Source organism: Pseudomonas sp. ASL8, from assembly GCF_056680355.1.
The window spans coordinates 857,660-882,492 of sequence record NZ_CM155278.1 but is presented as its reverse complement, the minus strand read 5'-3'; the positions used below and the strand labels follow the sequence as shown (position 1 = coordinate 882,492).

Here is a 24,833-nt window from a genome sequence, read left to right as displayed (position 1 = left end):
GGCCGCTCGAATCCAGGAGAACTCCAATGAACGCTTCGCTCAATCCTTCCATCAATAAAAACGACACCGCCGTGGCCCGCGTCAAACTGCTGATCGGTGGTGAATGGGTCGATTCGCAGACCAACGAATGGCACGACATCGTTAACCCGGCAACTCAGGAAGTGCTGGCGCAAGTTCCCTTCGCCACCGAGTCTGAATTGAATGCTGCGGTCGCCGCCGCCGAGCAAGCCTTCAAGACCTGGCGCCTCACTCCGGTAGGCGCACGGATGCGCATCATGCTCAAGCTCCAGGCGTTGATCCGCGAACACTCGAAACGCATCGCAGTGGTGCTGAGTGCAGAACAGGGCAAGACCATCGCCGATGCGGAAGGCGACATCTTCCGTGGTCTGGAAGTGGTCGAACACGCGTGCTCCATCGGGACTTTGCAGATGGGCGAATTCTCTGAAAACGTCGCAGGTGGTGTAGATACCTACACCCTGCGTCAACCGATCGGCGTCTGCGCCGGGATCACGCCTTTCAACTTTCCGGCAATGATTCCACTGTGGATGTTCCCGATGGCCATCGCCTGCGGTAATACCTTCGTCCTCAAACCGTCCGAGCAAGACCCGATGTCGACCATGCTGTTGGTGGAACTTGCCGTCGAGGCGGGCGTTCCAGCCGGTGTGCTTAACGTGGTTCACGGCGGCAAGCAGGTCGTGGACGGGATCTGTACCCACAAAGACATCAAGGCCGTGTCCTTCGTCGGTTCGACCGCAGTGGGTACTCACGTTTATAACCTTGCTGGTCAGCACGGCAAACGCGTGCAATCAATGATGGGCGCGAAAAACCACGCCGTGGTGCTGCCCGATGCCAATCGCGAGCAGACCCTGAATGCATTGGTCGGTGCCGGCTTCGGTGCCGCCGGTCAGCGCTGTATGGCGACGTCTGTGGTGGTGTTGGTGGGCGCGGCAAAACAATGGCTGCCAGACCTCAAGGCTCTGGCGCAGAAACTCAAGGTCAACGCCGGTAGCGAAGCGGGCACTGATGTCGGTCCGGTGATTTCAAAACGGGCCAAGGAACGTGTGTTGGGCCTGATCGAAAGCGGTGTTCGCGAAGGCGCCAAGCTGGAGCTGGATGGGCGCAACGTCTCGGTGCCAGGATTCGAAGACGGCAACTTCATCGGCCCGACCTTGTTCTCGGGTGTGACCACCGAGATGCAGATCTACACCCAGGAAATCTTCGGCCCGGTACTGGTCGTGATGGAAGTCGACACCCTCGATCAGGCGATTGCCCTGGTCAACGCCAACCCGTACGGCAACGGCACAGGCCTGTTTACCCAAAGCGGGGCGGCGGCGCGCAAGTTCCAGAGTGAGATTGATGTCGGCCAAGTGGGTATCAACATTCCGATCCCGGTGCCTGTCCCATCCTTCAGCTTCACCGGCTCGCGTGGTTCGAAACTCGGTGATCTGGGTCCGTACGGCAAGCAAGTCGTGCAGTTCTACACTCAGACCAAAACCGTCACCAGCCGCTGGTTCGACGATGACAGCGTGAACGATGGCGTAAACACCACGATTAACCTGCGCTAAGTCGCCTGACAGGAGAACGATTATGAAAATTGCATTTATCGGCCTCGGTAACATGGGCGCGCCCATGGCCCGCAACTTGATCAAGGCCGGTCATCAGCTGAACCTGTTTGACCTCAACCAGACAGTGCTGGCCGAGCTCGCCGCACTGGGGGGGCACATCAGCGCCTCGCCCAAGGACGCGGCGCAGGGCAGTGAGCTGGTCATCACCATGCTGCCGGCTGCCGCACATGTGCGCAGCGTGTACTTGAATGAAGACGGCGTGCTGGCCGGCATCGCCCAAGGGGTGCCCGCAGTGGATTGCAGCACCATTGATCCACAGACCATCCGCGATGTCGCGGCGACTGCGGCCAAACAAGGCGTGGTGCTGGGGGATGCCCCTGTTTCCGGTGGCACCGGCGGTGCGCAAGCCGGGACCCTGACCTTTATGGTCGGCGCCAGCGCAGAACACTTCGAAGTACTGAAACCGGTATTGGCGCAGATGGGCAAGAATATCGTCCACTGCGGCGATGTCGGTACCGGGCAGATCGCCAAAATCTGCAACAACATGCTGCTGGGGATTTCCATGATCGGCGTGGCCGAAGCCATGGCCTTGGGCAATTCGCTGGGGATCGATACCGGCGTTCTGGCTGGCATCATCAACAGCTCCACCGGGCGTTGCTGGAGTTCTGAAGTCTACAACCCGTGGCCGGGCATCGTCGAAACCGCGCCAGCTTCGCGTGGTTACACCGGCGGCTTCGGGGCGGAACTGATGCTCAAGGATTTGGGCTTGGCGACCGAAGCCGCACGGGTCGCCCATCAGCCAGTGATTCTCGGCGCGGTGGCACAACAGCTGTACCAGGCGATGAGCTTGCGCGGCGAAGGCGGCAAGGATTTCTCAGCGATTATCGAGTCGTATCGCAAGGCTGAGTAAAGCGTCTCCCGCACAAAAAAACGGACAGCTCGAGTCGTCGAGCTGTCCGTTTTTTTATGCCAATCAGCTCGAGCGCGTGGTCTACCAGCGCAGACAGCGTGGCCCCAATGCTGCGCCGATTGCAGTCGGTACCAACATGCCAAGCGTGTACCAGACACCCCAGAACGGCACTTCCATCTCGGGGCAGTGGAGGCAATAGGCGAGGGTCGCCATCGATCCCGCGAGCAAGCCGCCACTCGCGCCGGTCAACGCCAGGCGGGTTGGGGCAAGGCCTCTCAGGGCCCAGAACACCGCGATGAATCCGGGGATCGAGAGCAGCATGATATTCAGCGCACACACTCGCCATGTTTTGCCGAGCAGCATAGAGACCCGTGCGCTGGGCACTGCGACGGCCAGCACATAAAACCCGCTCAACCAGACCGCGGCGACCGCAGCGCTGACCAGTAATCCGCCGCGTCCGCTGCTCATCCCGGGTCTGGCCAAGCGCGCCACCATCATCAGGGCCCCGATAATCAAGCTCAGAGGGAACGCGATTTTTGCCCAGAAAGTTGCCGTGGCCGATACTTGGACGAGGTCTGTGCGCATACCCAGGGTCGAAACCACCAGCAGGCTCGCACCGAGTATCCCAATCAGCACGGCGATGCCGAAGCGCTTCGCAAGCGCCCACCGGTCTATCGGTGTGACGCCAGTGGCGAGCAGTGAAACAAGATCATCAGTTTTCATCGTGTGCCTCGGATCTTTGCCGCCAGGGCTTTGAGCCCGCGGTGTACGCCAATCTTTACCGCCGACTCGGACAATCCCGTCACCCAAGCTGTTTCTGTGACCGATAACCCCTCGAGCTTCACGTGCATGATAGGTAGGCGCTGACGGTCGGGTAACTGCTCAAGCAGTTTGTCCAGGTCGCGGCTAGCCTGCGCAGGCTCTAGATGTGGCTCGGCAAACAGCTCCATCGCATCGTCGATGGAATCATTGAATACATCGTGACGCGAACGTGCCCGGAAAAGATCCGTGAGTTTATAACGCGCAATGGCGAAAACCCAGGCGGTCAAAGGCTGCTCGACTCGGTATGTCTGGCGTCCGTTATGCACGGCCAGCAATACCTCTTGCAGCAGATCTTCAATTTCGCCCGGCTGGCTCTGAAGCCGCGCCCTGAGAAAGCCGCGTAGATGCGTGCTCAATTCAGAAAGAAACGTCCGGTAGGCCGTTTCATCACCGCACAGTCCTGCGAGGAACAGCGCTTGAAGATGCATTTCGCGGCTGCGCAACGACTCGTTATGTGTAGTTCGGTCCATCGCTCGCTCTGGTTACACAATAGGTGAAGTATTTTTTAGCACGGCCTTCCGCTGGCCATCTCGCAGCGAGTGGGTATCGAAGCCACAGTGAGCGTTGATTACGCTAAAGCCGCAAACATTCTTGCCGGGGTTGAGGGTGCAGACCAGATAAAACGTTCGAAAAAATATTTCCAGGTCGCTGTAACCAGATGGCGAGTGTCGGCGAACTACCTTACGGATCGCACGTACAGTGCTCGAGCGCACTGGCATGCGGACTACCCCTCATTGCTCTGGAGAAGTCATCATGAACATCCTTAAACTCGTTGCCGTGGCACTCGCTTTCTCTTCGATGGCCACTGGCGCCATGGCGGCTGACAGTATGGCTCCTGGCTCTATGGCGGCTGGTACCAAAGCTGCTGGTGCCATGGCGGCTGACACCATGGCCCCTGGCTCTATGGCGGCGGGCACCAAAGCTGCTGGTGCCATGGCGGCTGACACCATGGCTCCGGGCTCCATGGCCGCTGACACTAAAGCGGCTGGCGCTATGGCAGCTGACACCATGGCTCCTGGCGCCATGAAATCAGGTGCCATGAAGTAATGTTACGGCGTGGTGATGGCTGGTCATAACGATTGCAACGCGGGCGCGGGCCCAAGCAATGGACTACCAATCCAATGCCAGGAAAAATGCCCCGCCGGGACTTTCACCAGCAGCAAGACGCCACGCGGCATGGGCACTTTCAAACCGGTGTAATTGCAACCTCGCAGGGCACTCGCGGATCGTGCGAGGCACTCATTTTCGAGCGCCTCGCGCGGCCAGCGTTCCACGTTCAGCCGTCGCTGGACCTCTCCGGTCTGCTGATCCAGCTATTTACTGCCGATGCTTTCGCCATGAGCGACGCTGATCGATGAAGAGCAGCTCAAGCAAAAACGAAATACTTGCGCACAGTCTCAACCACTTCCCACGTTCCTTTCATTCCAGGTTCAACAACAAAAATATCGCCCGCCCGCAGGTGGATCGGCGCCATGCCGTCAGGGGTGATGATGCAGTAGCCTTCCTGGAAATGGCAGTACTCCCACTTCACGTAGTCCACTCGCCATTTGCCCGGCGTGCAGATCCAGGTGCCCATGATCTTGCTGCCATCCTCGGAGGTGTATGCGTTGAGGTTGACGGTGTGCGGGTCACCTTCGAGCTTTTCCCATTTGCAGGCGTCGAGCAGGGGCAGTGGGTGAGTATCGCGAAGAACGGTAATAGGCGCAGACATGACAACTCCAAAGGTAGGGGCGCGGTTGTCAGACGGTGTATGCCGCGCTCTGACACCATAGGGTGGTTACGTCAGGGGCAATTGTCTGTGCTCGACACTGAGGTATCCAGAAACGCGGAGCCCGCACTCGATGCATTAAAACCATGCGGCAATAATCTGAGCGCTATTCGTGCGCTGGAATCAAAAGTATTTTGCCCGGCTGCGGCTTATTCATTCGCGGTCTCATCGGTATTCTGCCGTCAGTCAATTTATAACCTCCTCAATCAAGCGCGTCTGCACTGCGGCTTGCCATTGAATACTGATGAGATACCCATGAAAAAAATTCTGTTATTGAACGGCGGCAAAAAATTCGCTCACTCCGAGGGTTTGTATAACGCCACCTTGCACAACGCGGCGCTGGCCTTCCTTGATCGCTCCGGGTTTGATGTCAAGGAAACCCAAATCGACGCGGGCTATGACGTGGCCGAAGAAGTGGCCAAATTCCTCTGGGCCGATGTGATCATTTACCAGATGCCGGGCTGGTGGATGGGCGCACCGTGGACCGTGAAGAAGTACGTCGATGAAGTGTTCACCGAAGGTCATGGCAGCCTTTACGCCAACGACGGTCGGACCCGTTCCGACGCGTCGCAGAAATACGGCAGCGGTGGTTTATTGCAGGGTAAGCAGTACATGATTTCCGCGACCTGGAACGCGCCGCAGCAAGCATTCGATGACCCGAGCGATTTTTTCGAAGGGAAAGGCGTGGATGCGGTGTACTTCCCGTTCCATAAAGCCAACGAATTCCTTGGCCTGGCGGTGTTGCCGACTTTTCTCTCGGTTGACGTGATGAAAATCCCGGCCATCGAGGCGGATGTGGCGCGTTATGAGCAGCATCTGGCAAACGTATTCAGCGTCTGATTCTGAGTACCCAGGGGACCTGTGCTGCGAATGAAACAGCCTGTCTTTTGCTCAAAACAAGGCTAATATTTAGCCAGTTTTGAGCAGGAGACAACAGTGAAAGCCAGATCAGATGAGTTGCAGGTATTCGTTTCGGTGATTGAAAGCGGTTCGATATCTGCTGCTGCCGAGCAAGTTGGGCAAACCCCTTCGGCCATCAGCAGGACCTTGTCGCGGCTTGAGGCGAAGCTGGAAACCACCCTGATCAATCGCACCACGCGGCGCATGGATCTGACTGAAGAGGGCAGGTTCTTCCTCGAAAAAGCCAAGCAGATTCTGGCGCAGATGGATGAGCTTGAAGAGCGACTGTCCCTGCGCCAACAAGTGCCCTCCGGGCGTTTACGGATCAATGCTGCGTCGCCGTTCATGCTGCATGCGGTGGTGCCTTACGTTGCCGAGTTCCGCAGGCTGTACCCGGACATTCTGCTGGAACTGAACAGCAACGACCTGATCATCGACTTGCTTGAACAAAGCACTGATGTGGCGATTCGCATTGGCACCCTGGCCGATTCGACGCTGCATGCGCGCTCATTGGGCAGCAGCCCGCTGAACATTCTTGCCAGCCCCGCCTACCTGAAGCAGCACGGCACTCCGGCCACGGTTGAAGCGCTGGCCAGCCATGCCTTGCTCGGCTTTACCCAGACAGAAAGCCTGAACCATTGGCCGTTGCGTCACGCTGAGGGTGATCGATTGCAGATCCAGCCCGCGATGTCTGCCTCCAGTGGCGAGACCTTGCGCCAGTTGGCGTTGGCCGGGGAGGGCATTGTCTGCCTTTCCCACTTCATGACCCACGAAGATATCCGCCTCGGGCGGCTGGTGGTGGTCCTGCCGGAAGCCAACAGCGGCTATCGGCAACCGATCCATGCGGTGTATTACCGAAATTCGCAGTTGGCGCTGCGTATTCAATGCTTTCTGGATTTTATTCAGAAAAAACTGGCGGGGTACGCGGCGTGAAAGCAGTCGCCTGAAGGACGACTGCTTTTATCGAGAGACATGCGTCTCCCGTTCACGCCTGCACAGGGTCTACTGGCTATCAGTGATGCTCACGCGTTGCGCGGAATTTCACATCAGGCCAGCGCTCTTCCATCAGGGCCAGGTTGACCCGGGTCGGTGCCAGGTAGGTCAGGTGACCGCCGCCATCGACTGCAAGGTTTTCCACGGCCTTGATCTGGAATTCTTCGAGCTTCTTCTTGTCGCTGCATTCAATCCAGCGGGCTGACCACACGGTGATCGGCTCGTAGGCGCACTCGACCTTGTATTCTTCCTTCAGGCGGCTGGCAACCACATCGAACTGCAGAACGCCCACGGCGCCGAGGATGATGTCGTTGCTGCGCGTCGGGAAGAACACCTGCGTGGCGCCTTCTTCGGCCAGTTGCTGCAAGCCCTGACGCAATTGCTTGGACTTGAGCGGATCCTTCAGGCGTACGCGGCGGAACAGTTCCGGGGCGAAGTGCGGGATACCGGTGAAGCCCAGGTTCTCGCCTTCGGTAAAGGTGTCACCAATCTGGATCGTGCCGTGGTTGTGCAGGCCGATGATGTCGCCAGCGTAGGCTTCTTCCAGTTGCTCACGCTCTGAGGAGAAGAACGTCAGCGCGTCGCCGATCCGCACTTCTTTACCCAGACGCACGTGGCGCATCTTCATGCCTTTGTCATAGCGGCCCGAACAGATACGCATGAAAGCGATACGGTCGCGGTGCTTAGGGTCCATGTTCGCTTGAATCTTGAACACGAAACCGCTGAATTTTTCCTCGTTCGGTTCTACTGTGCGCTCGTTGGCAACCCGGGCCAACGGCTTGGGTGCCCAGTTCACAACCGCGTCCAGTACGTGATCGACACCGAAGTTACCCAACGCAGTACCGAAGAACACCGGGGTCAACTGACCGTCGAGGAACTCCTGCTGATTGAACGTGTGGCAGGCGCCTTGCACCAGTTCCAGCTGATCGACGAAGCGTTTGTACTCATCACCCAAGTGGGCGCGGGCTTCATCCGAATCAAGTTTTTCGATGATCTTGACGTCGGTACGCTCATGACCGTGACCGGCGGTGTAGACAATGATGTAGTCGTCGGCCAGGTGGTACACACCCTTGAAGTCGCGGTAGCAACCGATGGGCCAGGTGATCGGCGCGGCCTTGATCTTCAGGACGGCTTCGATTTCGTCGAGCAGTTCGATCGGGTCGCGGATGTCGCGGTCGAGTTTGTTGATAAAGCTGATGATAGGGGTGTCGCGCAAACGGCAGACATCCATCAACGCAATGGTCCGTGGTTCGACGCCTTTACCACCATCGAGCACCATCAATGCCGAGTCCACTGCCGTCAGGGTGCGGTAGGTGTCTTCGGAGAAGTCTTCGTGGCCCGGGGTGTCGAGCAGGTTGATCATGTGATCGCGATACGGGAACTGCATGACCGATGTGGTGATGGAAATCCCGCGCTGTTTCTCCATCTCCATCCAGTCGGACGTCGCGTGGCGGTCGGATTTACGTGACTTCACCGTGCCGGCGATAGCAATGGCCTTACCCATCAACAGCAACTTTTCAGTGATGGTGGTCTTACCCGCATCCGGGTGGGAAATAATGGCGAAAGTGCGGCGTTTCGCGACTTCGGCGGCCTGGTTGGTCATGGGAAATCGCCTGGCAGGTGATTCAAAAAAGGGCGCCGATTATAGCCCAAATTGATGCAATAACCGAACCGCTCAGTCGATCAAAGGTGGCGAAATAGTGTCTTTCGTGGGAACCTTTCAGGCTGTGGAGACGTCCACTCCCCTGTTACAGCCAACGTCAGGGGCTGAAAATTCAGCTAGTTAGCTTGACGAAGCTGCGCTTATGGCTTGTGTTTTCGCCGAGGTTAAACCCTTACCGGCGACCCACCCGCTGCTCTTCGCGAACGTTTGTGTGCTGCCAGTATTGGCCGGCCTTGCAACGCGTTTGCCGACTGAAATAAGGAGTCCGCCTGTGGCTAATCGCTATGGCAAGGGGCTATTGGGAGGTGCGGTTGTCATCGCATTTCTGGCCCTGCTGATCCACTGGATCGGCATCAGTACCATCGAACAGTACCAAGACGATCTGTTGTTTTATCTGCAAGCCCATCTGATTCTGGTGATGGTTTCAATGTTGGCAGCCCTGGTGGTCGGAATCCCGGCTGGCATTGCCCTCAGCCGACCGAACATGGTTGGCCGCGCCGAACGCTTCATGCAGATATTCAATATTGGTAACACCGTCCCACCTCTCGCCGTGCTGGCCATTGCCCTTGGAATTCTCGGGATTGGTAGCGGACCGGCCATCTTCGCCCTGTTCCTCGCCTCATTGTTGCCCATCGTGCGCAACACCTATGAAGGCCTGAAAAATGTTCAGGGTTCACTCAAGGAAGCCGCCGTCGGCATCGGTATGACACCCACCCAGGTGCTGCTGCGTGTCGAATTGCCGAATGCCGTGCCGATTATCGTCGGTGGTGTGCGGGTGGCCTTGGCGATCAATGTCGGGACGGCCCCGCTGGCCTTTCTGATTGGCGCCAACAGCTTGGGCAGTCTGATTTTTCCCGGCATCGCCTTGAACAATCAGCCGCAGCTGCTGCTCGGTGCAGCGTGTACCGCCTTGCTCGCACTGCTGCTTGATGGCGTGGTGACACTGGCGAGCCGACTCTGGCTGGAACGCGGTCTGACCCGCTGATTGAAAGGAATTCCAATGAAAAGATCATGCTTATTTATAGGCTTTGCCTTGCTGCTCTCGGGATTTGCCCAAGCGGCTGAAAAGCCGGTAATCCGCGTCGGTGCCCGAGTGTTCACCGAGCAGACAATCCTCGCGGAACTCACCGCGCAGTATTTGCGCACCAAGGGCTACGACGTTCGAGTGACCGGTGGCCTGGGTAGCAATCTGGCGCGCAGCGCGCAAGAAAGCGGGCAACTGGATTTGATCTGGGAGTACACCGGGGTGTCCCTGGTGAATTACAACCATGTCGACGAAAAGCTCGATAGCGCGCAGACCTTTGAGCGGGTCAAAACGCTGGACGCGAAGAAGGGGCTGGTCTGGCTTTCACCGTCGAAATTCAGCAACACCTACGCGTTGGCGTTGCCGAAAAAAATCGCTGACCAGTATCCGCAGATCAACACCATCAGCGACCTGAGCAGCGTCCTGAAAGACGAGGTGAAAGACAAACACATCGTTGCGCTGGACACCGAGTTCGCCAACCGTTCCGATGGTTTGATTGGGATGGTCAAGCAATACGACATGAACCTGAACCGCGAGAGCATCCGCCAGATGGATGCCGGGCTGGTCTATACCGCGCTGCGTAACGGCCAGGTCTTCGCCGGGCTGGTCTACACCACCGACGGACGCCTGAACGCGTTCCAGCTCAAGCTGCTCGAAGACGACAAACATTACTTCCCGGACTACACCGCTGCACCGGTGATTCGCCAGGAATACCTGAACGCTCATCCGGACCTCGCCGCGCAGCTAAAGCCGCTGGCCGAACTGCTGGATGACATCACCATGCGCGCGCTCAATGCGCGGGTCGATGTCGATCACGACAGCCCCTCCATCGTTGCCGCGGATTTCCTGCGCGAGCACCCACTGCACCCTGTCTCCCAAGACAATAAGGAGAAGCAATGAATATCTTCAGCACCTTCTCCCACCTGGACTGGCCTCTGGTCCTGCACCTGACCTGGCAGCACATCACCCTGGTCGGGATCGCCGTGACCCTGGCCATCGTGGTTGGCGTCCCGTTGGGCGTATTAATGACACGTTTTCCGGCACTGGCCGGTCCGCTGCAAGCCAGTGCCACGGTGTTGCTTACCGTGCCCTCGATTGCCCTGTTCGGCTTGTTGCTGCCGTTCTATTCGAAGTTCGGTCAGGGTCTGGGGCCGATGCCGGCAATCACCGCCGTGTTTCTGTACTCGCTGCTACCGATCATGCGTAACACCTACCTGGCACTCACGGGTGTCGAACCGGGCATTCGCGAAGCGGCCAAAGGCATCGGCATGACCTTCGGTCAGCGCCTGCGCATGGTCGAATTGCCCATCGCCGTGCCAGTGATTCTTGCTGGGGTGCGCACTGCCGTGGTGATGAACATTGGCGTCATGACCATCGCCGCGACCATCGGTGCCGGTGGTCTGGGTGTACTTATTCTCGCTTCAATCAGCCGCAGCGATATGTCGATGCTGATCGTCGGCGCCGTACTGGTCAGTCTTCTGGCCATCTTCGCCGACCTGCTTCTGCAATGGCTGCAACGCACGCTGACTCCAAAAGGTCTATTGAAATGATGAATCCAAAGCAAATGATCGAACTTCAGAACCTGACCAAGACGTTTCACACCAATGGCAAAGACGTTACCGCCGTGGATTCCGTGAGCCTGACCGTCAACGAAGGCGAGATCTGTGTATTCCTCGGGCCCTCGGGTTGCGGCAAGAGCACCACGCTGAAAATGATCAACCGGCTGATCATGCCCACCTCAGGCAAGGTGTTGATCAACGGCGAAGACACCGCTGATCTGGATGCCGTGACCCTGCGTCGCAATATCGGCTACGTGATTCAGCAGATTGGTCTGTTCCCGAACATGACCATCGAAGAAAACATCACCATCGTTCCGCGTTTGCTGGGCTGGGACAAACAGAAGTGCCACGACCGCGCTCGCGAGTTGATGAGCATGATCAAGCTTGAGCCCAAGCAGTACCTGAGCCGCTACCCACGTGAATTGTCCGGCGGTCAGCAACAGCGGATCGGCGTGATTCGTGCGCTGGCGGCCGATGCCCCGTTGTTGCTGATGGACGAACCCTTCGGCGCGGTCGACCCGATCAACCGTGAAATGATCCAGAACGAGTTCTTCGAGATGCAACGGGCGCTGAACAAGACTGTGATCATGGTCAGCCACGACATCGACGAAGCCATCAAGCTTGGCGACAAGATTGCGATCTTCCGTGGTGGCAAGCTGATTCAGTTCGATCATCCAGACACCTTGCTGGCACACCCGGCAGACGATTTCGTCAGCAACTTCGTGGGTCAGGACAGCACGCTCAAACGCCTGCTGTTGGTCCGCGCCGAAGACGCTGCCGACAACGCGCCATCGGTCAGCCCGGAAACCCCGGTGGCCGAAGCGCTTGAACTGATGGACGAACTCGACCGCCGCTACGTGGTCGTCACCGATGCCGATAACAAAGGCCTGGGCTATGTCCGTCGCCGCGACCTGCACCGTCAGCAAGGCACCTGCGCGCAATACCTGCGCGAATTCAACGCTACCGCCGCGTTCGACGAACACTTGCGGATCCTGCTGTCGCGCATGTACGAGTTCAATCGGTCATGGTTGCCGGTGATGGACGCCGAGCGGGTCTTCCTCGGGGAAGTCACCCAAGAGTCGATTGCCGAGTACCTGAGCTCGGGCCGTTCGAAGGGCGGCAAAACCAGCATCACCTCGCCTGCGGAGTTGGCTGAGCAGGCTGCGGCAGTCTGATCTGATGCCATCGCGGGCAAGCGCGCTCCTGCAACGGATCGCGCTTGCCCGCGATTTTGAGCGACGCGGCTCCCCTGAAAATCCCCGCTAGGGGAACATCATGCTGTCACATCGGTCCGTTACATAAGTCAGTGATCCTCGTCTGGCGACGGACGTGTGTAAAAACGCGACATTTTTTGTTGATCTCAAGCCCCTCAAGTCCTAAAGTTCGCGCCGAACGTCCATGCTGGAAACGATCCATCCGGCTCAAGTACTGACGACGAGACAGCAAGGTCACCCAGACGCCCGCAGGGCCCGGTTGACCTTTTTTGCTTTCGGCGGACATGCCTTGGGAAGTAGGCGAACCAAAGTGGGGATACACACGGAGGACGTTCATTTGCACCCATTGATTAATTTAGTTTGCCAGTAGGAGTTCCCAGCATGCCGATCCAGGTCGAAGACTATTTTGAGCGCGATACCTTCAACAAAATGAAGGCGTTCGCCGACAAGCATGAAACCCCGTTCGTGGTCATCGATACCCAGATGATCAGCAAGGCCTACGACGACCTGCGCGCAGGCTTCGATTTCGCCAAGATCTACTACGCGGTCAAAGCCAACCCGGCGGTGGAAATCATCGACCTGCTCAAAAGCAAGGGTTCGAACTTCGATATCGCTTCGATCTACGAGCTGGACAAGGTCATGAATCAGGGCGTTGGCCCGGACCTGATCAGCTACGGCAACACCATCAAGAAATCCAAAGACATTCGCTACTTCTACGAGAAGGGTGTGCGTCTGTATGCCACTGACTCTGAAGCCGACCTGCGCAACATTGCCAAGGCCGCGCCGGGTTCGAAAGTCTATGTGCGCATTCTCACCGAAGGCTCGACCACCGCTGACTGGCCATTGTCCCGCAAGTTCGGTTGCCAGACCGACATGGCTATGGACCTGCTGATCCTCGCGCGTGAACTGGGCCTGGTGCCTTACGGCATCTCGTTCCACGTAGGTTCGCAGCAGCGTGACATCAGTGTGTGGGACGCAGCGATCGCCAAGGTCAAAGTGATCTTCGAGCGTTTGAAAGAAGAAGACGGCATCGTTCTCAAGCTGATCAACATGGGTGGCGGCTTCCCGGCCAACTACATCACCCGTACCAACAGCCTGGAAACCTACGCTGAAGAAATCATCCGTTTCCTCAAGGAAGACTTCGGCGACGATTTGCCGGAAATCATTCTTGAGCCAGGCCGTTCGTTGATTGCCAACGCCGGTATCCTGGTCAGCGAAGTGGTACTGGTTGCACGTAAATCGCGTACCGCCGTAGAGCGATGGGTTTACACGGACGTGGGCAAATTCTCCGGCCTGATCGAAACCATGGACGAAGCCATCAAGTTTCCGATCTGGACCGAGAAGAAAGGCGAGATGGAAGAAGTGGTCATCGCGGGCCCAACCTGCGACAGCGCCGACATCATGTACGAGAACTACAAGTATGGCCTGCCACTGAACCTGGCCATCGGCGACCGCTTGTACTGGTTGTCCACCGGCGCGTACACCACCAGCTACAGCGCAGTTGAGTTCAATGGCTTTCCGCCATTGAAGTCTTACTACGTGTAATTGCTGAGCGCGTAACGCAAAAGGCCCATGAGCGATCATGGGCCTTTTTTGTGCGGATTAGAAAGTAGTCAGTGTGTGGCGTTATATTCCTACAGGGTGTGTCGATTCCGTTAACTGTTTATTGGGTGTGTGCTCTGCTACTTTTTGGCTGAGCGTTTAAACGCGCCATCACCCAGTAATCAAGGATTCGATTATGCTCAATTCAAACACAGCGGAAGTCTCCGCTGAAGAAGCAGAAGCTGTTAGCACGCGCTTCATGATGGCTGCGTCCGGCAGTCATTCAGACGTTGTCCGGTCCCCCGGGTTATTGGTCACTAACGAAGATGTCCGGCGGATAAAAAGATACGTCGAGAAGGGGCTTGGACTTCCGGCCGAACTTGCTCAGGTAGAGCAGCTATTGGGCTATAAAAAAATTGATATCCCTGGCCTTGAGCCGCGTGATATGCAAGTTCTCTATCAGGACATAAAAGAACACGCTGAAACCTGGTCGACTATTGAAACGGGTATGAAGACCGTTGGCACCAGTCTGGTCGTTTTTTCGGAAGACCTGGAAAGCAGCGGTGGTGCAATAACGGCCTTTGTCAAAGGCCTGGAAAGTTACCAGTCTACGCTCGGTAAGGTGGGTGATCTGACGCCCGAAGAGATCGATAAACTTCCTGAAGTGAGTCTGGGCGAAGGTGACAAGAAAAAAATTCCGACCTTGCTGACTTTGGTTGATGATTTGAGAACCACCCTCGATCATCACAGTAAAACTGCCACCGACCTGAATTCAAAAATTTCCGATTTCAAGGATATGTTGAAAGACCGCATCGCCCCGGCGGTGGGTTTAAAGATTGAATTATGTGCCAGTAACGTAAGTGACAAAAATATAGCCAGGCTTACGGCGGAGATCGACATCATCAATACGCTCATTGCCGAGAAACTGGCCACCTACGAGTCTTACTCCAACTATAAATGGTTGGGGGTTTGGTGGGGGCCGGTCGGTCTTGCAATCAGCGCTTCGATCTATGGGCCCAAAGCAGCGGCAACGGCGGCAGAGAAAAATGCATTAATAGCTCAAAAGCAAGCACTGGAGCAGCAGGTTTCCGATCACGATACTTTACTAAGCTCCCTTATAAGTTTCGAAACCAGTCTTCAGGATTTGAAAGATCGAATCGATGGTGCTTCAGGCAGTGCCTCCAATCTTGAGAGCATGTGGGGGCTGATTCAGGGGTACATCGATTCCTCATATCGGAAGTTGGAAGGTATTACCGACGCCACCTACCTGGTGATTTTCGTGACCCGCCTCGAGAGCATCATTTCAAGCTGGATCAGTATACGGAAACAGGCACAGGACTTACTGACTGCTTTTAATAATGTGACGGCTGAGCGTTAAGTGGTGTTGTATTCAAGGTTTTTGTAGCCGCTATCGCTTCACTGTTTTTTTTCCTATCCCATAGAGAATTCCATGACTGTTCATATGTTAGATACGCCTTATCAGCTTCCTCAACCCGACCTGGAAATTATCCGCGTCAGCAGGGCTGAGATTAATCATCATGTCATTACGCTGGGTAATATTTATCTTCCTGTTTTGAGAGACGAACTTCTAGGCTTGCGCAAAGAAATCAGCCTGACCGATGAATACACGCTGAATGTACTCACGGGGGCGCCCATCACGTTAGAGAATGAGGAAGTGAACACTCTCTTAACCGCCATAGACACGCTTAACAAACAAGCACCGACCGAGGAGAGCAAGGCGGCGATTGCAGAATACGCCAAAGAAGTATCCGGGCTGATTGATCAGAGCGTGTCGACCGTTAAACAGTACGCCAGCGATCTGGATGATCGTGTAACAAACCTCAATGCCGTTAGGCTGAGCGACAATAAATACCGACTGCTTGAGTTAGAGCAGTCGGTCGAAACCAGTCACGCACTGCTCACGGTCGAAAGAGAGGCGCTCGCTGCACTTGAAGCTAATGCAGAGCTGTTGAAGGCTGCAATCAATGAAATGGAAAAGCTCACGTTTTTCGATAAATTGAAACCTTTGGTTGAAAGCCTTCAGGAACTGACAAAAATTGATCCGAAAGACCCTGCGCTTGGCGCGATTCAGGCAGGTATTACGGGGGTAAAAAATATTCTGGGGTTGGCCAGCGATGGCGTTAATTACACTCACTTGATTGAAGCCCGCAGCGTGGTTCAGGAGCGTCTGAAAGGGCGACGTAAAAAAGTACTCGATCTGGAGGATCAGATCGAGACGTCGTCCACGCGAATCCAGCAACTCACAACCGCAGGGGGGCTCAATGATCATAAAACGCGGTACGCTCAGGAAATCAATAAAATTGGCGAGGCGCTTTCTACATTCGTGAACAGCAATCTCCCCAACAGCGCCGAAGTAGTAGCTCAACGTGCCGAGCGATTTGCGATCCAGGCGAAAGCTCTCGGTACCTACCTGAATACCCTTCGTAAGGCATGGCAGAGCTAAGCACGGTATTAACGTGAGCCCGCCAACGGGATGAGTTGGAGGGCGCGGGCGTTGAGTTAAAGGTTATTGATGTCGAGACGCCCGGACTCATCTTCCAATGCTGCGGCGCGCCGGTGATAGTCGCTGGCCAACGCCCGCAGCGTTGGATGCTCAGCCTGCAACAAGGCCTTGGCACTCACCCGGAGGAAATTCAAATTTCCTCCAGCCAATGCAGCAGTGAACCAGCCCAGCGCCTCCTCGATCCGCCCTTGATCGGCCAGCACTGCGGCATAGCTGAACTGCCCACGGAAATCCCCGCCCTCTGCCGAGCGGCGATACCAGTCGAACGCAGCCTGCGCGTCGGCCTCGCAAAACTCACCTTCTTCCAGATACCGCCCCAACAGGTTCATGGATTTGGCATGCCCCATGTAGGCTGCTTTGCGGTAGCACGCCATTGCCCGATGTGGGTCCTTGGTCATGCCGCGACCGGTCGCGAGCAGGTTGGCAAAGTTGTAGAGGCCCCAGTCCAGCCCGGCAATTGCCGCCATTTGATAGTGCGTGGCTGCTTTCTGCGGATCGGCGACACAACCCCATCCGTGTTCATGGCAGCGCCCCAGCATGTTCTGCGCCTGGGAGTGACCTCTATTGGCCGCAATCTGAAACCAGACCATCGCCAGTTTCGGGTCGCGTTCTATGCCGTTGCCGTCGAGCAGAATCTGTCCCAGCAACGCCTGAGCGTCGACGAAATTGGCTTTCGCCGCGCTGAGGATCGCTTGTGCGGCGCGTACCGGGTTTTGCCCCAGCATCGCGCTGAGCTGGTCGCCGTCGACAGTTTCTTCACGTAGCAGGGAGAAGGTCATGGTTCACACCTCGACCCAACGGCGCAGCAGGTTGTGGTAGGTACCGGTCAACTGGATCAGTGAAGGATGATCGGGCACGTCCTGGGTCAGTTGCTGAATCGCGTTGTCCATTTCAAACAGCAGGGCGCGCTGGCTGTCTTCACGAACCAGGCTTTGCGTCCAGAAAAACGAGGCGTAACGCGCGCCGCGAGTCACCGCATTGACTTTGTGCAGGCTGGTACTGGGGTAGAGGAGCAGATCGCCAGCGGGCAATTTGATCTGACGCGTGCCGTAGGTGTCCTGAATCTCCAGCTCGCCGCCGTCGTATTCATCCGGGTCGCTGAAAAACAAGGTGGACGACAAGTCGGTGCGCACTCGCTCCGGGCTGCCCTTGGTTTGGCGCACAGCATTATCGATATGGAAATCAAAGCTGCCACCGGCGGTGTAGCAGTTAAGCAGCGGGGGAAATACCTTGCGCGGAAGGGCCGCCGACATGAATAACGGGTTGCCCCATAAGCGATCCAGCAGGGCGGAACCGATCTCGATTGCCAGCGGATGGCCTTCGGGCAGTTGCAAGTTGTGCTTGGCCTTGGCCGATTGATAGCCAGCGGTGACCTTGCCGTCTGCCCAGTCAGCCTGCTCCAGAGCCTTGCGGATGCGCAGCACCTCTTCGCGAGAAAATAAGCCGGGAATGTGTAGGAGCATGCCGCAGAACCTGTAGGAAGAAAGATTGCGAATAATAATCTATCTCAATTGATAGTAATACCTGTTTGCACTATATTCCTCCGCCTTAACTCCTTGGGGAAGGAACTCACCATGTCGTGCCAACAATTAAAATCTTCTGCCAACTCGTCGCGTTCACTGGCTTCAGCGGTCGGCGTGGCCATCGCGGCGATGTCCGCGAGCCACATGGCCCAGGCGGCTGAAAGCACTGAGGACAAGGCCGTTGCTCTGGGTGCAACCAGTATCACTGGCGAGCAGACAGACACGGCTTACAAAGCCGACAACTCCGCGTCGAAGAAATACACCGCCCCACTGCGCGAGACGCCGAAGAGCGTCACCGTGATCCCGCAACAAGTCATTCGCGACACCGGGGCCACCAGTCTGGCCGATGCATTGCGCACCACGCCGGGCATCACCTTTGGCGCAGGCGAGGGTGGTAATCCCAACGCCGACCGACCGATCATTCGTGGCTTCAACGCCGAGAGCGACGTGTTTATCGACGGTATGCGCGACATCGCCGCGCAAAGCCGCGAAATCTTCAACATCGAGTCGGTGGAAGTCAGCAAGGGTCCGGGCTCTGCGTTCACCGGCGCGGGTTCTACCGGTGGCAGCTTGAACCTGATCACCAAGGGCGCTCACTTGGGTGACGCCTATAACGGCGGCTACACCTTCGGCTCCGACCAGACCCAACGCTATACGCTGGACATCAACCAGCAGATGACCGACACCTCAGCGTTCCGCCTGAACCTGATGAAACACGAGGCGAACGTGGCTGGCCGTGATGCTGTGGACGTCAGCCGCTGGGGTGTGGCGCCATCCTTCGCTTTCGGTTTGGGCACTGATACCCGGGTGATGGTTGACTACTATCACTTGGACACCAATGACATACCGGACTACGGCATCCCGTTGACCAATAGCGGCACCGCCCGCAGCAAATACAACGTCGACAAACCCGCGAGCGTCAGCAAGGACAACTTCTACGGCCTGACCGATCGCGATTACCGTAAAAGCACCAACGACAGCGGTACGATCAGGATCGAGCACGACCTGAACGACAACCTGACGGTGTCGAACAGCTTCCGCATGTCGCGCTCGACCCTGGATTACATCGTCACTAACCCGGACGACAGCCGTGGCAACGTGGCCAACGGAACCGTCTCACGCTCGGCCAAAAGCCGTAACTCGACCTCCAGTGGCTTCGTCAACCAGACGGACCTGAGTGCCAAGTTCAACAGTGGTTTCATCGAACACAGCCTGGTGACCGGGCTGGAGTTCAGCTATCAGGACACCCACAACCGCAACTACAACGTGCTCAACGCCCGCGGCGGCACCATTGCATCGACATGCTCTTCGGGGTTGCTGGCGTCCGGCGATTGCACCAGCCTGTACAACCCGACGCCCGGTGACGCGTGGAACGGCACCATCACGGACAGTCAGGCGTTCACCGACACCGACACTAAAACCAGCGCTGCGTATGTGTTCGATACCCTGAAGTTCGACGAACAATGGTCGCTCAACCTCGGCCTGCGCTATGACCACTACGACGTTGAGTCCAGCGGGTATGCGACTGCCGGGCGCACCACGTCCGCCGGCACCTTTTCCCGGCAGAAAACCAGCGGGCTGCTGAACTATCAGGTTGGCCTGGTCTTCAAGCCACTGCCTAACGGCAGCGTTTACGCGGCATGGTCCACCTCCAGCAACCCGGCGGGTGAAACCAGCGGTAACGGCGGCCTGGAAATAGCCGCCAACAACGCCGATCTCGAGCCAGAAAAGAACCGCAGCTATGAGGTGGGCACCAAGTGGGACTTCTTTAACGATGACCTGTCGTTAACCGCTGCGCTGTTCCGCACCGAAAAAACCAACGCCCGCATCAACGACCCGGATAACGCGACCGTTCAGGTCCTGGATGGCGAACAGCGCGTCGATGGTTTCGAGTTCACATACGCGGGCAACATTACCCATAACTGGAAGGTCTTCGGCGGCTACACCTACATGGAAAGCGAACTGGTCAAAACCACCCTTGCGGCGGACCAGGGCAATCACATGCCGAGCACCCCGCGTAACAGCTTCAACCTGTGGTCGACCTATGACGTGATGCCGAAACTGACCCTTGGCGCTGGAGCCACCTTCGTCGATTCGCGTTTCGGCAACGAAGCCAATTCGGTGGAAGTCCCGTCCTACTGGCGCTATGACGCGATGGCGACCTATCGCCTGACCAAAAACGTCGACTTGCAACTCAACGTGCAGAACCTGACCGACAAGCGTTATTTCGATCAAGTGTTCCAGACCCACTACGCGCACGTTGCCGCCGGTCGTACCGCGCTGATGGGTGTCAACTTCCACTTCTAAGCCATGGTCGTTCAACGCCCGGTTCATTACGTGATCCGGGCGTTTGCCTATGCAATCGAGAATGCATGCTGCCTGGGCGCGTGATGCGCCGTAGCGGTTGAGTGAGGTAAGCCAAGGTGTTGAAAAAAACCCTGTTTCAGGTGCACTGGTTCTTTGGTATCAGCGCCGGACTGGTCCTGGCCTTGATGGGCGTATCGGGGGCGATCAGCTCGTTTCAGGACGAGCTATTGGAGGTGCTCAACCCGAATGTGTTGCGCGTGGAACAACGCGCCTCAGGGGTTTTATCGCCGGTTGAACTGGTCAGCAAACTTGAGGCTCAGACGGGCAAGGTGGTCGCTTCGCTGTGGGTCGATGCCGACAGTGACAAGGCCGCACGGGTGGCGTTTACGCCGCCGCCGGGGGAGCGTCGTGGTGAGCTGAATTACTTCGATCCCTACACCGGCCAATTGCAGGGAGAGGTCTTCGGGCAGGATTTTTTTGGTCTGAATCTGCAACTGCACCGTACTCTGGTGTTGGGCGAGTTCGGTAAGCAGATCACCGCTGCCAGCACCTTGATTCTGGTGTTCTTCTGTTTGTCTGGCCTCTATATGCGTTGGCCGCGCAGAGCCTTGAACTGGCGCATCTGGTTGACCCTGGACTGGGCGAAAAAAGGCCGTGGTTTCAAATGGGATTTGCACTCGGTTTTTGGCACGTGGTGCCTGGTGTTCTATCTGGTGTCAGCGCTGACGGGCCTGATGTGGTCCTACGACTGGTACAGCAACGGTGTGACTAAACTGCTGGGCGACGCACCCGCTGGCGAGCAGCGCAAGGGAGGCGGCGGTCGCCCAGGCCGTGGACAGCCGGTAGCAGAAGGTCCGTTGCCGACGGTTGACTACCCTGCGGTGTGGACCAGTATTCAAAGCGTCGCAGGCCCTGAACTGAGCAGCTGGAACCTGCGACTGCCCCCTGTGGCGGGTCAGGCAGCGACGGTTTATTACCTGCTCAAGGATTCGCCGCACCCGCGAGCCCTGAACCAGATCACCCTGGACCCGGCCACGGGCAAGGTCGGCGCGGTGTCCCGCTATGCCGACAAGAGCCTCTCCGCGCAGGTGTTGATCAGCAATTATGCGCTGCACGTCGGCAGTTATTTCGGGATCGTCGGGCGCGTTGTGATGACGGTTGCATCGCTGATGATGCCGCTGTTTTTTATCACCGGGTGGCTGTTGTACCTGGACCGTCGGCGCAAGAAACGCCAGATCAAAACTGCGCGTGGCCAGCTGATACGAGATGTCGGCACGGCCAGCGACGCACCTGCCTGGCTGATCGGCTTCGCCAGCCAAAGCGGTTTCGCTGAACAGCTGGCGTGGCAGACAGCCGGGCAGCTACAGGCGACGGGGTTGCCGGTGCGTGTGCAGCGCTTGGCGGACATCACGGCGCAGGATTTGAAGCAAAGCCACAATGCCTTGTTCGTCGTCAGTACTTTCGGTGACGGTGAGGCGCCCGACAGCGCCCGAGGCTTCGAGCGCACGTTGCTCGGCCAGCCCTTGTCGCTGACTAATCTGAACTACGCGGTGCTGGCGCTGGGCGACCGCCAGTATCAGCACTTCTGCGGCTTCGCCAAACGCTTGCACGGCTGGCTGGCCGAGCGCGGTGGCAACACGCTGTTCGCGCCGATTGAGGTCGACAGTGCCGACAGCGTCGCGCTGCAGCAGTGGCAACGGCAGCTCGGGGAATTGACCGGTAGCGCGCCGTCGATGGCCTGGCAGGCACCGGCATTCAGCCGTTGGATATTGAGCCAGCGCGAGTGGCTGAACCCCGGCAGTGGAGGGTCGAAGGTGTTTCTGCTGAGCCTGACGCCGCCGACTGCGCAGGCATGGGACGCAGGCGATCTGGTCGAAGTGCTGCCGCCTGACAGTGCTGTCGTACGCGAATATTCCATCGCGTCGATTCCGGCGGACGGCAGCCTGCAGCTCATCGTCCGTCAGGAAGTGCATGCAGACGGCAGCCTTGGGCTGGGTTCCGGCTGGTTGACTGAACAGGCCACGCTCGGCGCGTCCATCAGTCTGCGTCTCAGACGAAACAGCAGCTTTCATCTGCCACGCGAGCCGGTGCCGATGATCCTGCTGGGCAATGGCACAGGTCTGGCGGGGTTGCGCAGTTTGCTTAAAGCACGCATTGCCCAAGGACAGCAACGCAACTGGTTGTTGTTTGGCGAGCGCAACATCGCCCATGACTTTCATTGCCGGGAGGAGCTGCAAGGTTGGTTGGCGACAGGCGATCTGGCACGACTGGACCTGGCGTTTTCTCGCGATCAGGTCGATAAAATCTATGTGCAGGACCGTTTGCGTGAGTCCGCGGATGAGTTGCGCAAGTGGCTGGCTGAAGGCGCGGTTATTTATATCTGCGGCAGCCTGCAAGGCATGGCGATGGGGGTCGAAGATGTACTGGTCGACGTGCTGGGGACGCTAGAGGTCGCGCGTTTAGTCGAGCAAGGGCGTTATCGACGGGATGTGTATTGAGCGCGGTGTGTCAGACACACCGCGTCAAACGTTCGCGAAGGCGGTGTGGTTGACACACCGCCTTCAGCCCGTCACACGATGAACTGCTCTGCGTGATGGCAGGCAACCTGACGGTTGTCCAGCAGGCGCAGGGCCGGTTCTTCGCTGATGCAGCGTTCAGTCGCGTAGGGGCAGCGCTTGTGGAAGGCGCAGCCGCTTGGCGGGTTGAGCGGGTTGGGCAGTTCGCCGACGATTTTGATCTTCGGCTTCAGCGGGTCCGGGTGGATAGTCGGGGTCGCCGACAGCAGTGCCTGGGTATAAGGGTGCAGTGGCCGGTTATAAATTTCTTCCTTGGGCCCCATCTCCGCCGGACGTCCGAGGTACATCACCAGCACCGTATCGGCCACGTGACGCACCACCGACAGGTTGTGGGAGATGAACACGTAAGCGGTGTTGAACTCCTTCTGCAAATCCATGAACAGGTTAAGTACCTGCGCCTGAATCGAGACGTCCAGCGCGGAGGTCGGTTCATCCGCCACCAACACTTTGGGTTGCAGCATCATGGCGCGCGCCAGGGCGATACGTTGGCGCTGACCGCCAGAGAACATGTGCGGGTAACGCTGGTAATGCTCTGGACGCAGCCCGACCTGTTGCATCATCGCCTGGACTTTTTCCCGGCGTTCGGCACGGGTCAGGTTGGTATTGATCAGCAACGGCTCGCCCAACTGGTCGCCGATTTTCTGCCGTGGGTTAAGCGATGCATAAGGGCTCTGGAACACCATCTGCACGTCGCGTCGCAACTGCTTGCGTTCGGCTTTGCTGGCGCCGGTGACTTCTTGCCCGGCAATTTTCAGCGAGCCGGAGGAGGGCTCTTCAATCAGGGTCAGGGCGCGCGCCAGGGTGGACTTGCCACAGCCCGATTCGCCTACCACAGCCAGGGTCTTGCCCGCTTCCAGCTCGAATGACACGCCGTTAAGGGCGCGAACCAGGGCATGACCCTTGAACAGGCCAAGGGATACTTCGTAGTGACGGGTAAGGTCGCGGGCGGTAAGAACGACGCTCATAACACCAGCTCCTGATTCAGTGGGTAGAAACAGCGGGCAAGGCTATGGGCTTTAGAGTCCAGGCCCGGGCGCTGTGTCCGGCAGTTGTCTTGCACGTAGGGGCAGCGCGGTGACAGCAGGCAGCCCTGGGGTCGGTCATAACGCCCAGGCACCATGCCCGGCAAGGTCGCCAGACGCTCGGCGCCCATGCTGTGCTCGGGGATCGCAGCCAGCAAGGCTTCGCTGTAAGGGTGAGCGGGGACGTCGAACAACCCCGGCACCTGACCGATTTCAACGGCTTGCCCCGCATACATCACGCACACGCGCTGGGCGGTTTCGGCGACTACTGCCAGGTCGTGAGTGATCAGCACCAGTGCCATGTCCTGCTCTTTTTGCAGGCTCAGCAGCAGGTCCATGATCTGTGCCTGAATGGTCACGTCCAGCGCCGTGGTCGGTTCGTCGGCGATCAGCAGTTTCGGCTCGCCGGCAATCGCCATGGCAATCGCCACACGTTGGCTCATGCCACCGGACAGTTGGTGCGGGTAGGCGTGCAAGCGAGCAGCAGCGCCGGGGATTTCTACTTTCTCAAGCAGTTCCAGTGCGCGTTGGCGTGCGGCTTTGCCAGACAGGTTCAAGTGCTGGCGCAACACTTCTTCGATCTGGAAACCCACGGTATAGCTGGGGTTGAGTGCGGTCATCGGGTCCTGGAAGACCATCGCCATGTCTTTGCCGATGATCCGTCGACGCTGACGCGCACTGAGTTTGAGCAACTCCTGGCCATCGAAGCTCAGGGAGTCGGCAGAGACCACGCCGGGCGGATCGATCAAGCCCATCAGCGCCATCATGGTGACCGATTTACCGGAACCCGATTCGCCAACGATGGCCAGCACTTCGCCCTTTTCCACGTTGAGGTCCAGACCGTCGACAACCGGCACGGCCTTGGCGTCGCCGAAGCGGACGTTGAGATTCTTGATTTCTAAAAGTGACATACGAATCTCC

23 protein-coding genes are annotated in these 24,833 nt (G+C 57.6%); 15 read left to right on the top strand and 8 right to left on the bottom strand.

Annotated features, from left to right (window positions below; translation table 11 throughout):
- The first annotated feature begins 26 nt into the window (after nucleotides 1-26).
- A complete protein-coding gene (locus AC1MEA_RS04100; protein ID WP_480916834.1) occupies nucleotides 27-1,565 on the top strand; it encodes a CoA-acylating methylmalonate-semialdehyde dehydrogenase in 1,539 nt (512 codons plus the stop codon).
- A 22-nt stretch (nucleotides 1,566-1,587) separates the two neighbouring features.
- Entirely contained in the window at nucleotides 1,588-2,475 is an 888-nt protein-coding gene (mmsB, locus tag AC1MEA_RS04095) for a 3-hydroxyisobutyrate dehydrogenase (protein ID WP_322177703.1), read from the top strand.
- A gap of 81 nt (nucleotides 2,476-2,556) precedes the next feature.
- On the opposite strand, the gene AC1MEA_RS04090 is transcribed toward mmsB, so the two are convergent.
- Both AC1MEA_RS04090 and AC1MEA_RS04085 read right to left on the bottom strand, forming a co-directional pair.
- Nucleotides 2,557-3,198, bottom strand: coding sequence for a DUF1109 domain-containing protein (locus tag AC1MEA_RS04090; RefSeq protein ID WP_449634885.1), 642 nt, complete (start codon nucleotides 3,196-3,198; stop codon nucleotides 2,557-2,559).
- Nucleotides 3,195-3,767, bottom strand: a complete 573-nt coding sequence (locus AC1MEA_RS04085) for a sigma-70 family RNA polymerase sigma factor (RefSeq protein WP_480916833.1) — start codon at nucleotides 3,765-3,767, stop codon at nucleotides 3,195-3,197. The genes AC1MEA_RS04090 and AC1MEA_RS04085 overlap by 4 nt, the downstream gene beginning before the upstream one ends.
- A 283-nt stretch (nucleotides 3,768-4,050) precedes the next feature.
- Between AC1MEA_RS04085 and AC1MEA_RS04080 the strand changes: the two genes are divergently transcribed.
- Both AC1MEA_RS04080 and AC1MEA_RS04075 read left to right on the top strand, forming a co-directional pair.
- Nucleotides 4,051-4,344, top strand: a complete 294-nt coding sequence (locus AC1MEA_RS04080) for a hypothetical protein (RefSeq protein ID WP_480916831.1) — start codon at nucleotides 4,051-4,053, stop codon at nucleotides 4,342-4,344.
- Between the two features lie 15 nt (nucleotides 4,345-4,359).
- Nucleotides 4,360-4,497, top strand: coding sequence for a hypothetical protein (locus tag AC1MEA_RS04075; RefSeq protein WP_480916829.1), 138 nt, complete (start codon nucleotides 4,360-4,362; stop codon nucleotides 4,495-4,497).
- 166 nt (nucleotides 4,498-4,663) lie between these two features.
- Here the strand turns inward: AC1MEA_RS04075 and AC1MEA_RS04070 are convergent, their stop codons facing one another.
- The gene (locus AC1MEA_RS04070) at nucleotides 4,664-5,008 is read right to left on the bottom strand and encodes a cupin domain-containing protein (protein WP_449634882.1); all 345 of its coding nucleotides are present in this window, start codon (nucleotides 5,006-5,008) and stop codon (nucleotides 4,664-4,666) included.
- 312 nt (nucleotides 5,009-5,320) lie between these two features.
- Between AC1MEA_RS04070 and mdaB the strand changes: the two genes are divergently transcribed.
- Nucleotides 5,321-5,905, top strand: coding sequence for an NADPH:quinone oxidoreductase MdaB (mdaB, locus tag AC1MEA_RS04065; RefSeq protein ID WP_480916827.1), 585 nt, complete (start codon nucleotides 5,321-5,323; stop codon nucleotides 5,903-5,905).
- Between the two features lie 96 nt (nucleotides 5,906-6,001).
- Nucleotides 6,002-6,898, top strand: a complete 897-nt coding sequence (locus AC1MEA_RS04060) for a LysR substrate-binding domain-containing protein (RefSeq protein WP_480916825.1) — start codon at nucleotides 6,002-6,004, stop codon at nucleotides 6,896-6,898.
- A 79-nt stretch (nucleotides 6,899-6,977) separates the two neighbouring features.
- On the opposite strand, the gene AC1MEA_RS04055 is transcribed toward AC1MEA_RS04060, so the two are convergent.
- The gene (locus AC1MEA_RS04055; protein ID WP_219064314.1) at nucleotides 6,978-8,561 is read right to left on the bottom strand and encodes a peptide chain release factor 3; all 1,584 of its coding nucleotides are present in this window, start codon (nucleotides 8,559-8,561) and stop codon (nucleotides 6,978-6,980) included.
- A gap of 331 nt (nucleotides 8,562-8,892) precedes the next feature.
- On the opposite strand from AC1MEA_RS04055, the gene AC1MEA_RS04050 reads away from it, so the two are divergent.
- The 7 genes from AC1MEA_RS04050 to AC1MEA_RS04020 all read left to right on the top strand — a co-directional run bounded on the left by AC1MEA_RS04050 (nucleotide 8,893) and on the right by AC1MEA_RS04020 (nucleotide 16,424).
- Nucleotides 8,893-9,606: an ABC transporter permease gene (locus AC1MEA_RS04050; RefSeq protein ID WP_322177707.1), complete on the top strand. Its 714-nt coding sequence runs from the start codon at nucleotides 8,893-8,895 to the stop codon at nucleotides 9,604-9,606.
- A 15-nt stretch (nucleotides 9,607-9,621) separates the two neighbouring features.
- Nucleotides 9,622-10,545, top strand: coding sequence for a glycine betaine ABC transporter substrate-binding protein (locus AC1MEA_RS04045; protein ID WP_480916822.1), 924 nt, complete (start codon nucleotides 9,622-9,624; stop codon nucleotides 10,543-10,545).
- Nucleotides 10,542-11,195 carry an ABC transporter permease gene (locus AC1MEA_RS04040; protein WP_219064311.1) on the top strand — a complete coding sequence of 218 codons (654 nt, stop codon included), beginning with the start codon at nucleotides 10,542-10,544 and terminating at the stop codon, nucleotides 11,193-11,195. The genes AC1MEA_RS04045 and AC1MEA_RS04040 overlap by 4 nt, the downstream gene beginning before the upstream one ends.
- A 14-nt stretch (nucleotides 11,196-11,209) precedes the next feature.
- Entirely contained in the window at nucleotides 11,210-12,379 is a 1,170-nt protein-coding gene (locus AC1MEA_RS04035; RefSeq protein WP_449634896.1) for an osmoprotectant ABC transporter ATP-binding protein OsmV, read from the top strand.
- Between the two features lie 420 nt (nucleotides 12,380-12,799).
- On the top strand, nucleotides 12,800-13,963 hold the full coding sequence (locus AC1MEA_RS04030) for a type III PLP-dependent enzyme (protein ID WP_480916820.1): 1,164 nt from the start codon (nucleotides 12,800-12,802) through the stop codon (nucleotides 13,961-13,963).
- A gap of 193 nt (nucleotides 13,964-14,156) precedes the next feature.
- A complete protein-coding gene (locus tag AC1MEA_RS04025; protein ID WP_480916818.1) occupies nucleotides 14,157-15,338 on the top strand; it encodes an alpha-xenorhabdolysin family binary toxin subunit A in 1,182 nt (393 codons plus the stop codon).
- A 72-nt stretch (nucleotides 15,339-15,410) separates the two neighbouring features.
- Nucleotides 15,411-16,424 (top strand): alpha-xenorhabdolysin family binary toxin subunit B, encoded by a 1,014-nt coding sequence (locus tag AC1MEA_RS04020; protein WP_480916816.1) that lies wholly within the window; start codon nucleotides 15,411-15,413, stop codon nucleotides 16,422-16,424.
- Between the two features lie 56 nt (nucleotides 16,425-16,480).
- Here AC1MEA_RS04020 and AC1MEA_RS04015 read toward each other — a convergent pair whose 3' ends face one another.
- Together AC1MEA_RS04015 and AC1MEA_RS04010 are read right to left on the bottom strand one after the other, a co-directional pair.
- Nucleotides 16,481-17,263: a tetratricopeptide repeat protein gene (locus AC1MEA_RS04015; protein WP_480916814.1), complete on the bottom strand. Its 783-nt coding sequence runs from the start codon at nucleotides 17,261-17,263 to the stop codon at nucleotides 16,481-16,483.
- A 3-nt stretch (nucleotides 17,264-17,266) separates the two neighbouring features.
- A complete protein-coding gene (locus AC1MEA_RS04010; RefSeq protein WP_449634874.1) occupies nucleotides 17,267-17,947 on the bottom strand; it encodes a Fe2+-dependent dioxygenase in 681 nt (226 codons plus the stop codon).
- Nucleotides 17,948-18,058: 111 nt separating this feature from the next.
- Here AC1MEA_RS04010 and AC1MEA_RS04005 point away from each other — a divergent pair, with 111 nt between their 5' ends.
- Complete coding sequence (locus AC1MEA_RS04005) at nucleotides 18,059-20,314, top strand: TonB-dependent receptor (protein ID WP_480916812.1); 2,256 nt, start codon at nucleotides 18,059-18,061, stop codon at nucleotides 20,312-20,314.
- A gap of 116 nt (nucleotides 20,315-20,430) precedes the next feature.
- Nucleotides 20,431-22,812 (top strand): PepSY domain-containing protein, encoded by a 2,382-nt coding sequence (locus AC1MEA_RS04000; RefSeq protein WP_480916810.1) that lies wholly within the window; start codon nucleotides 20,431-20,433, stop codon nucleotides 22,810-22,812.
- Between the two features lie 71 nt (nucleotides 22,813-22,883).
- Here AC1MEA_RS04000 and AC1MEA_RS03995 read toward each other — a convergent pair whose 3' ends face one another.
- Together AC1MEA_RS03995 and AC1MEA_RS03990 are read right to left on the bottom strand one after the other, a co-directional pair.
- Nucleotides 22,884-23,855, bottom strand: a complete 972-nt coding sequence (locus tag AC1MEA_RS03995; RefSeq protein WP_480916808.1) for a peptide ABC transporter ATP-binding protein — start codon at nucleotides 23,853-23,855, stop codon at nucleotides 22,884-22,886.
- Entirely contained in the window at nucleotides 23,852-24,823 is a 972-nt protein-coding gene (locus AC1MEA_RS03990; protein ID WP_480916806.1) for an ABC transporter ATP-binding protein, read from the bottom strand. The genes AC1MEA_RS03995 and AC1MEA_RS03990 overlap by 4 nt, the downstream gene beginning before the upstream one ends.
- Between the last annotated feature and the right edge of the window lie 10 nt (nucleotides 24,824-24,833).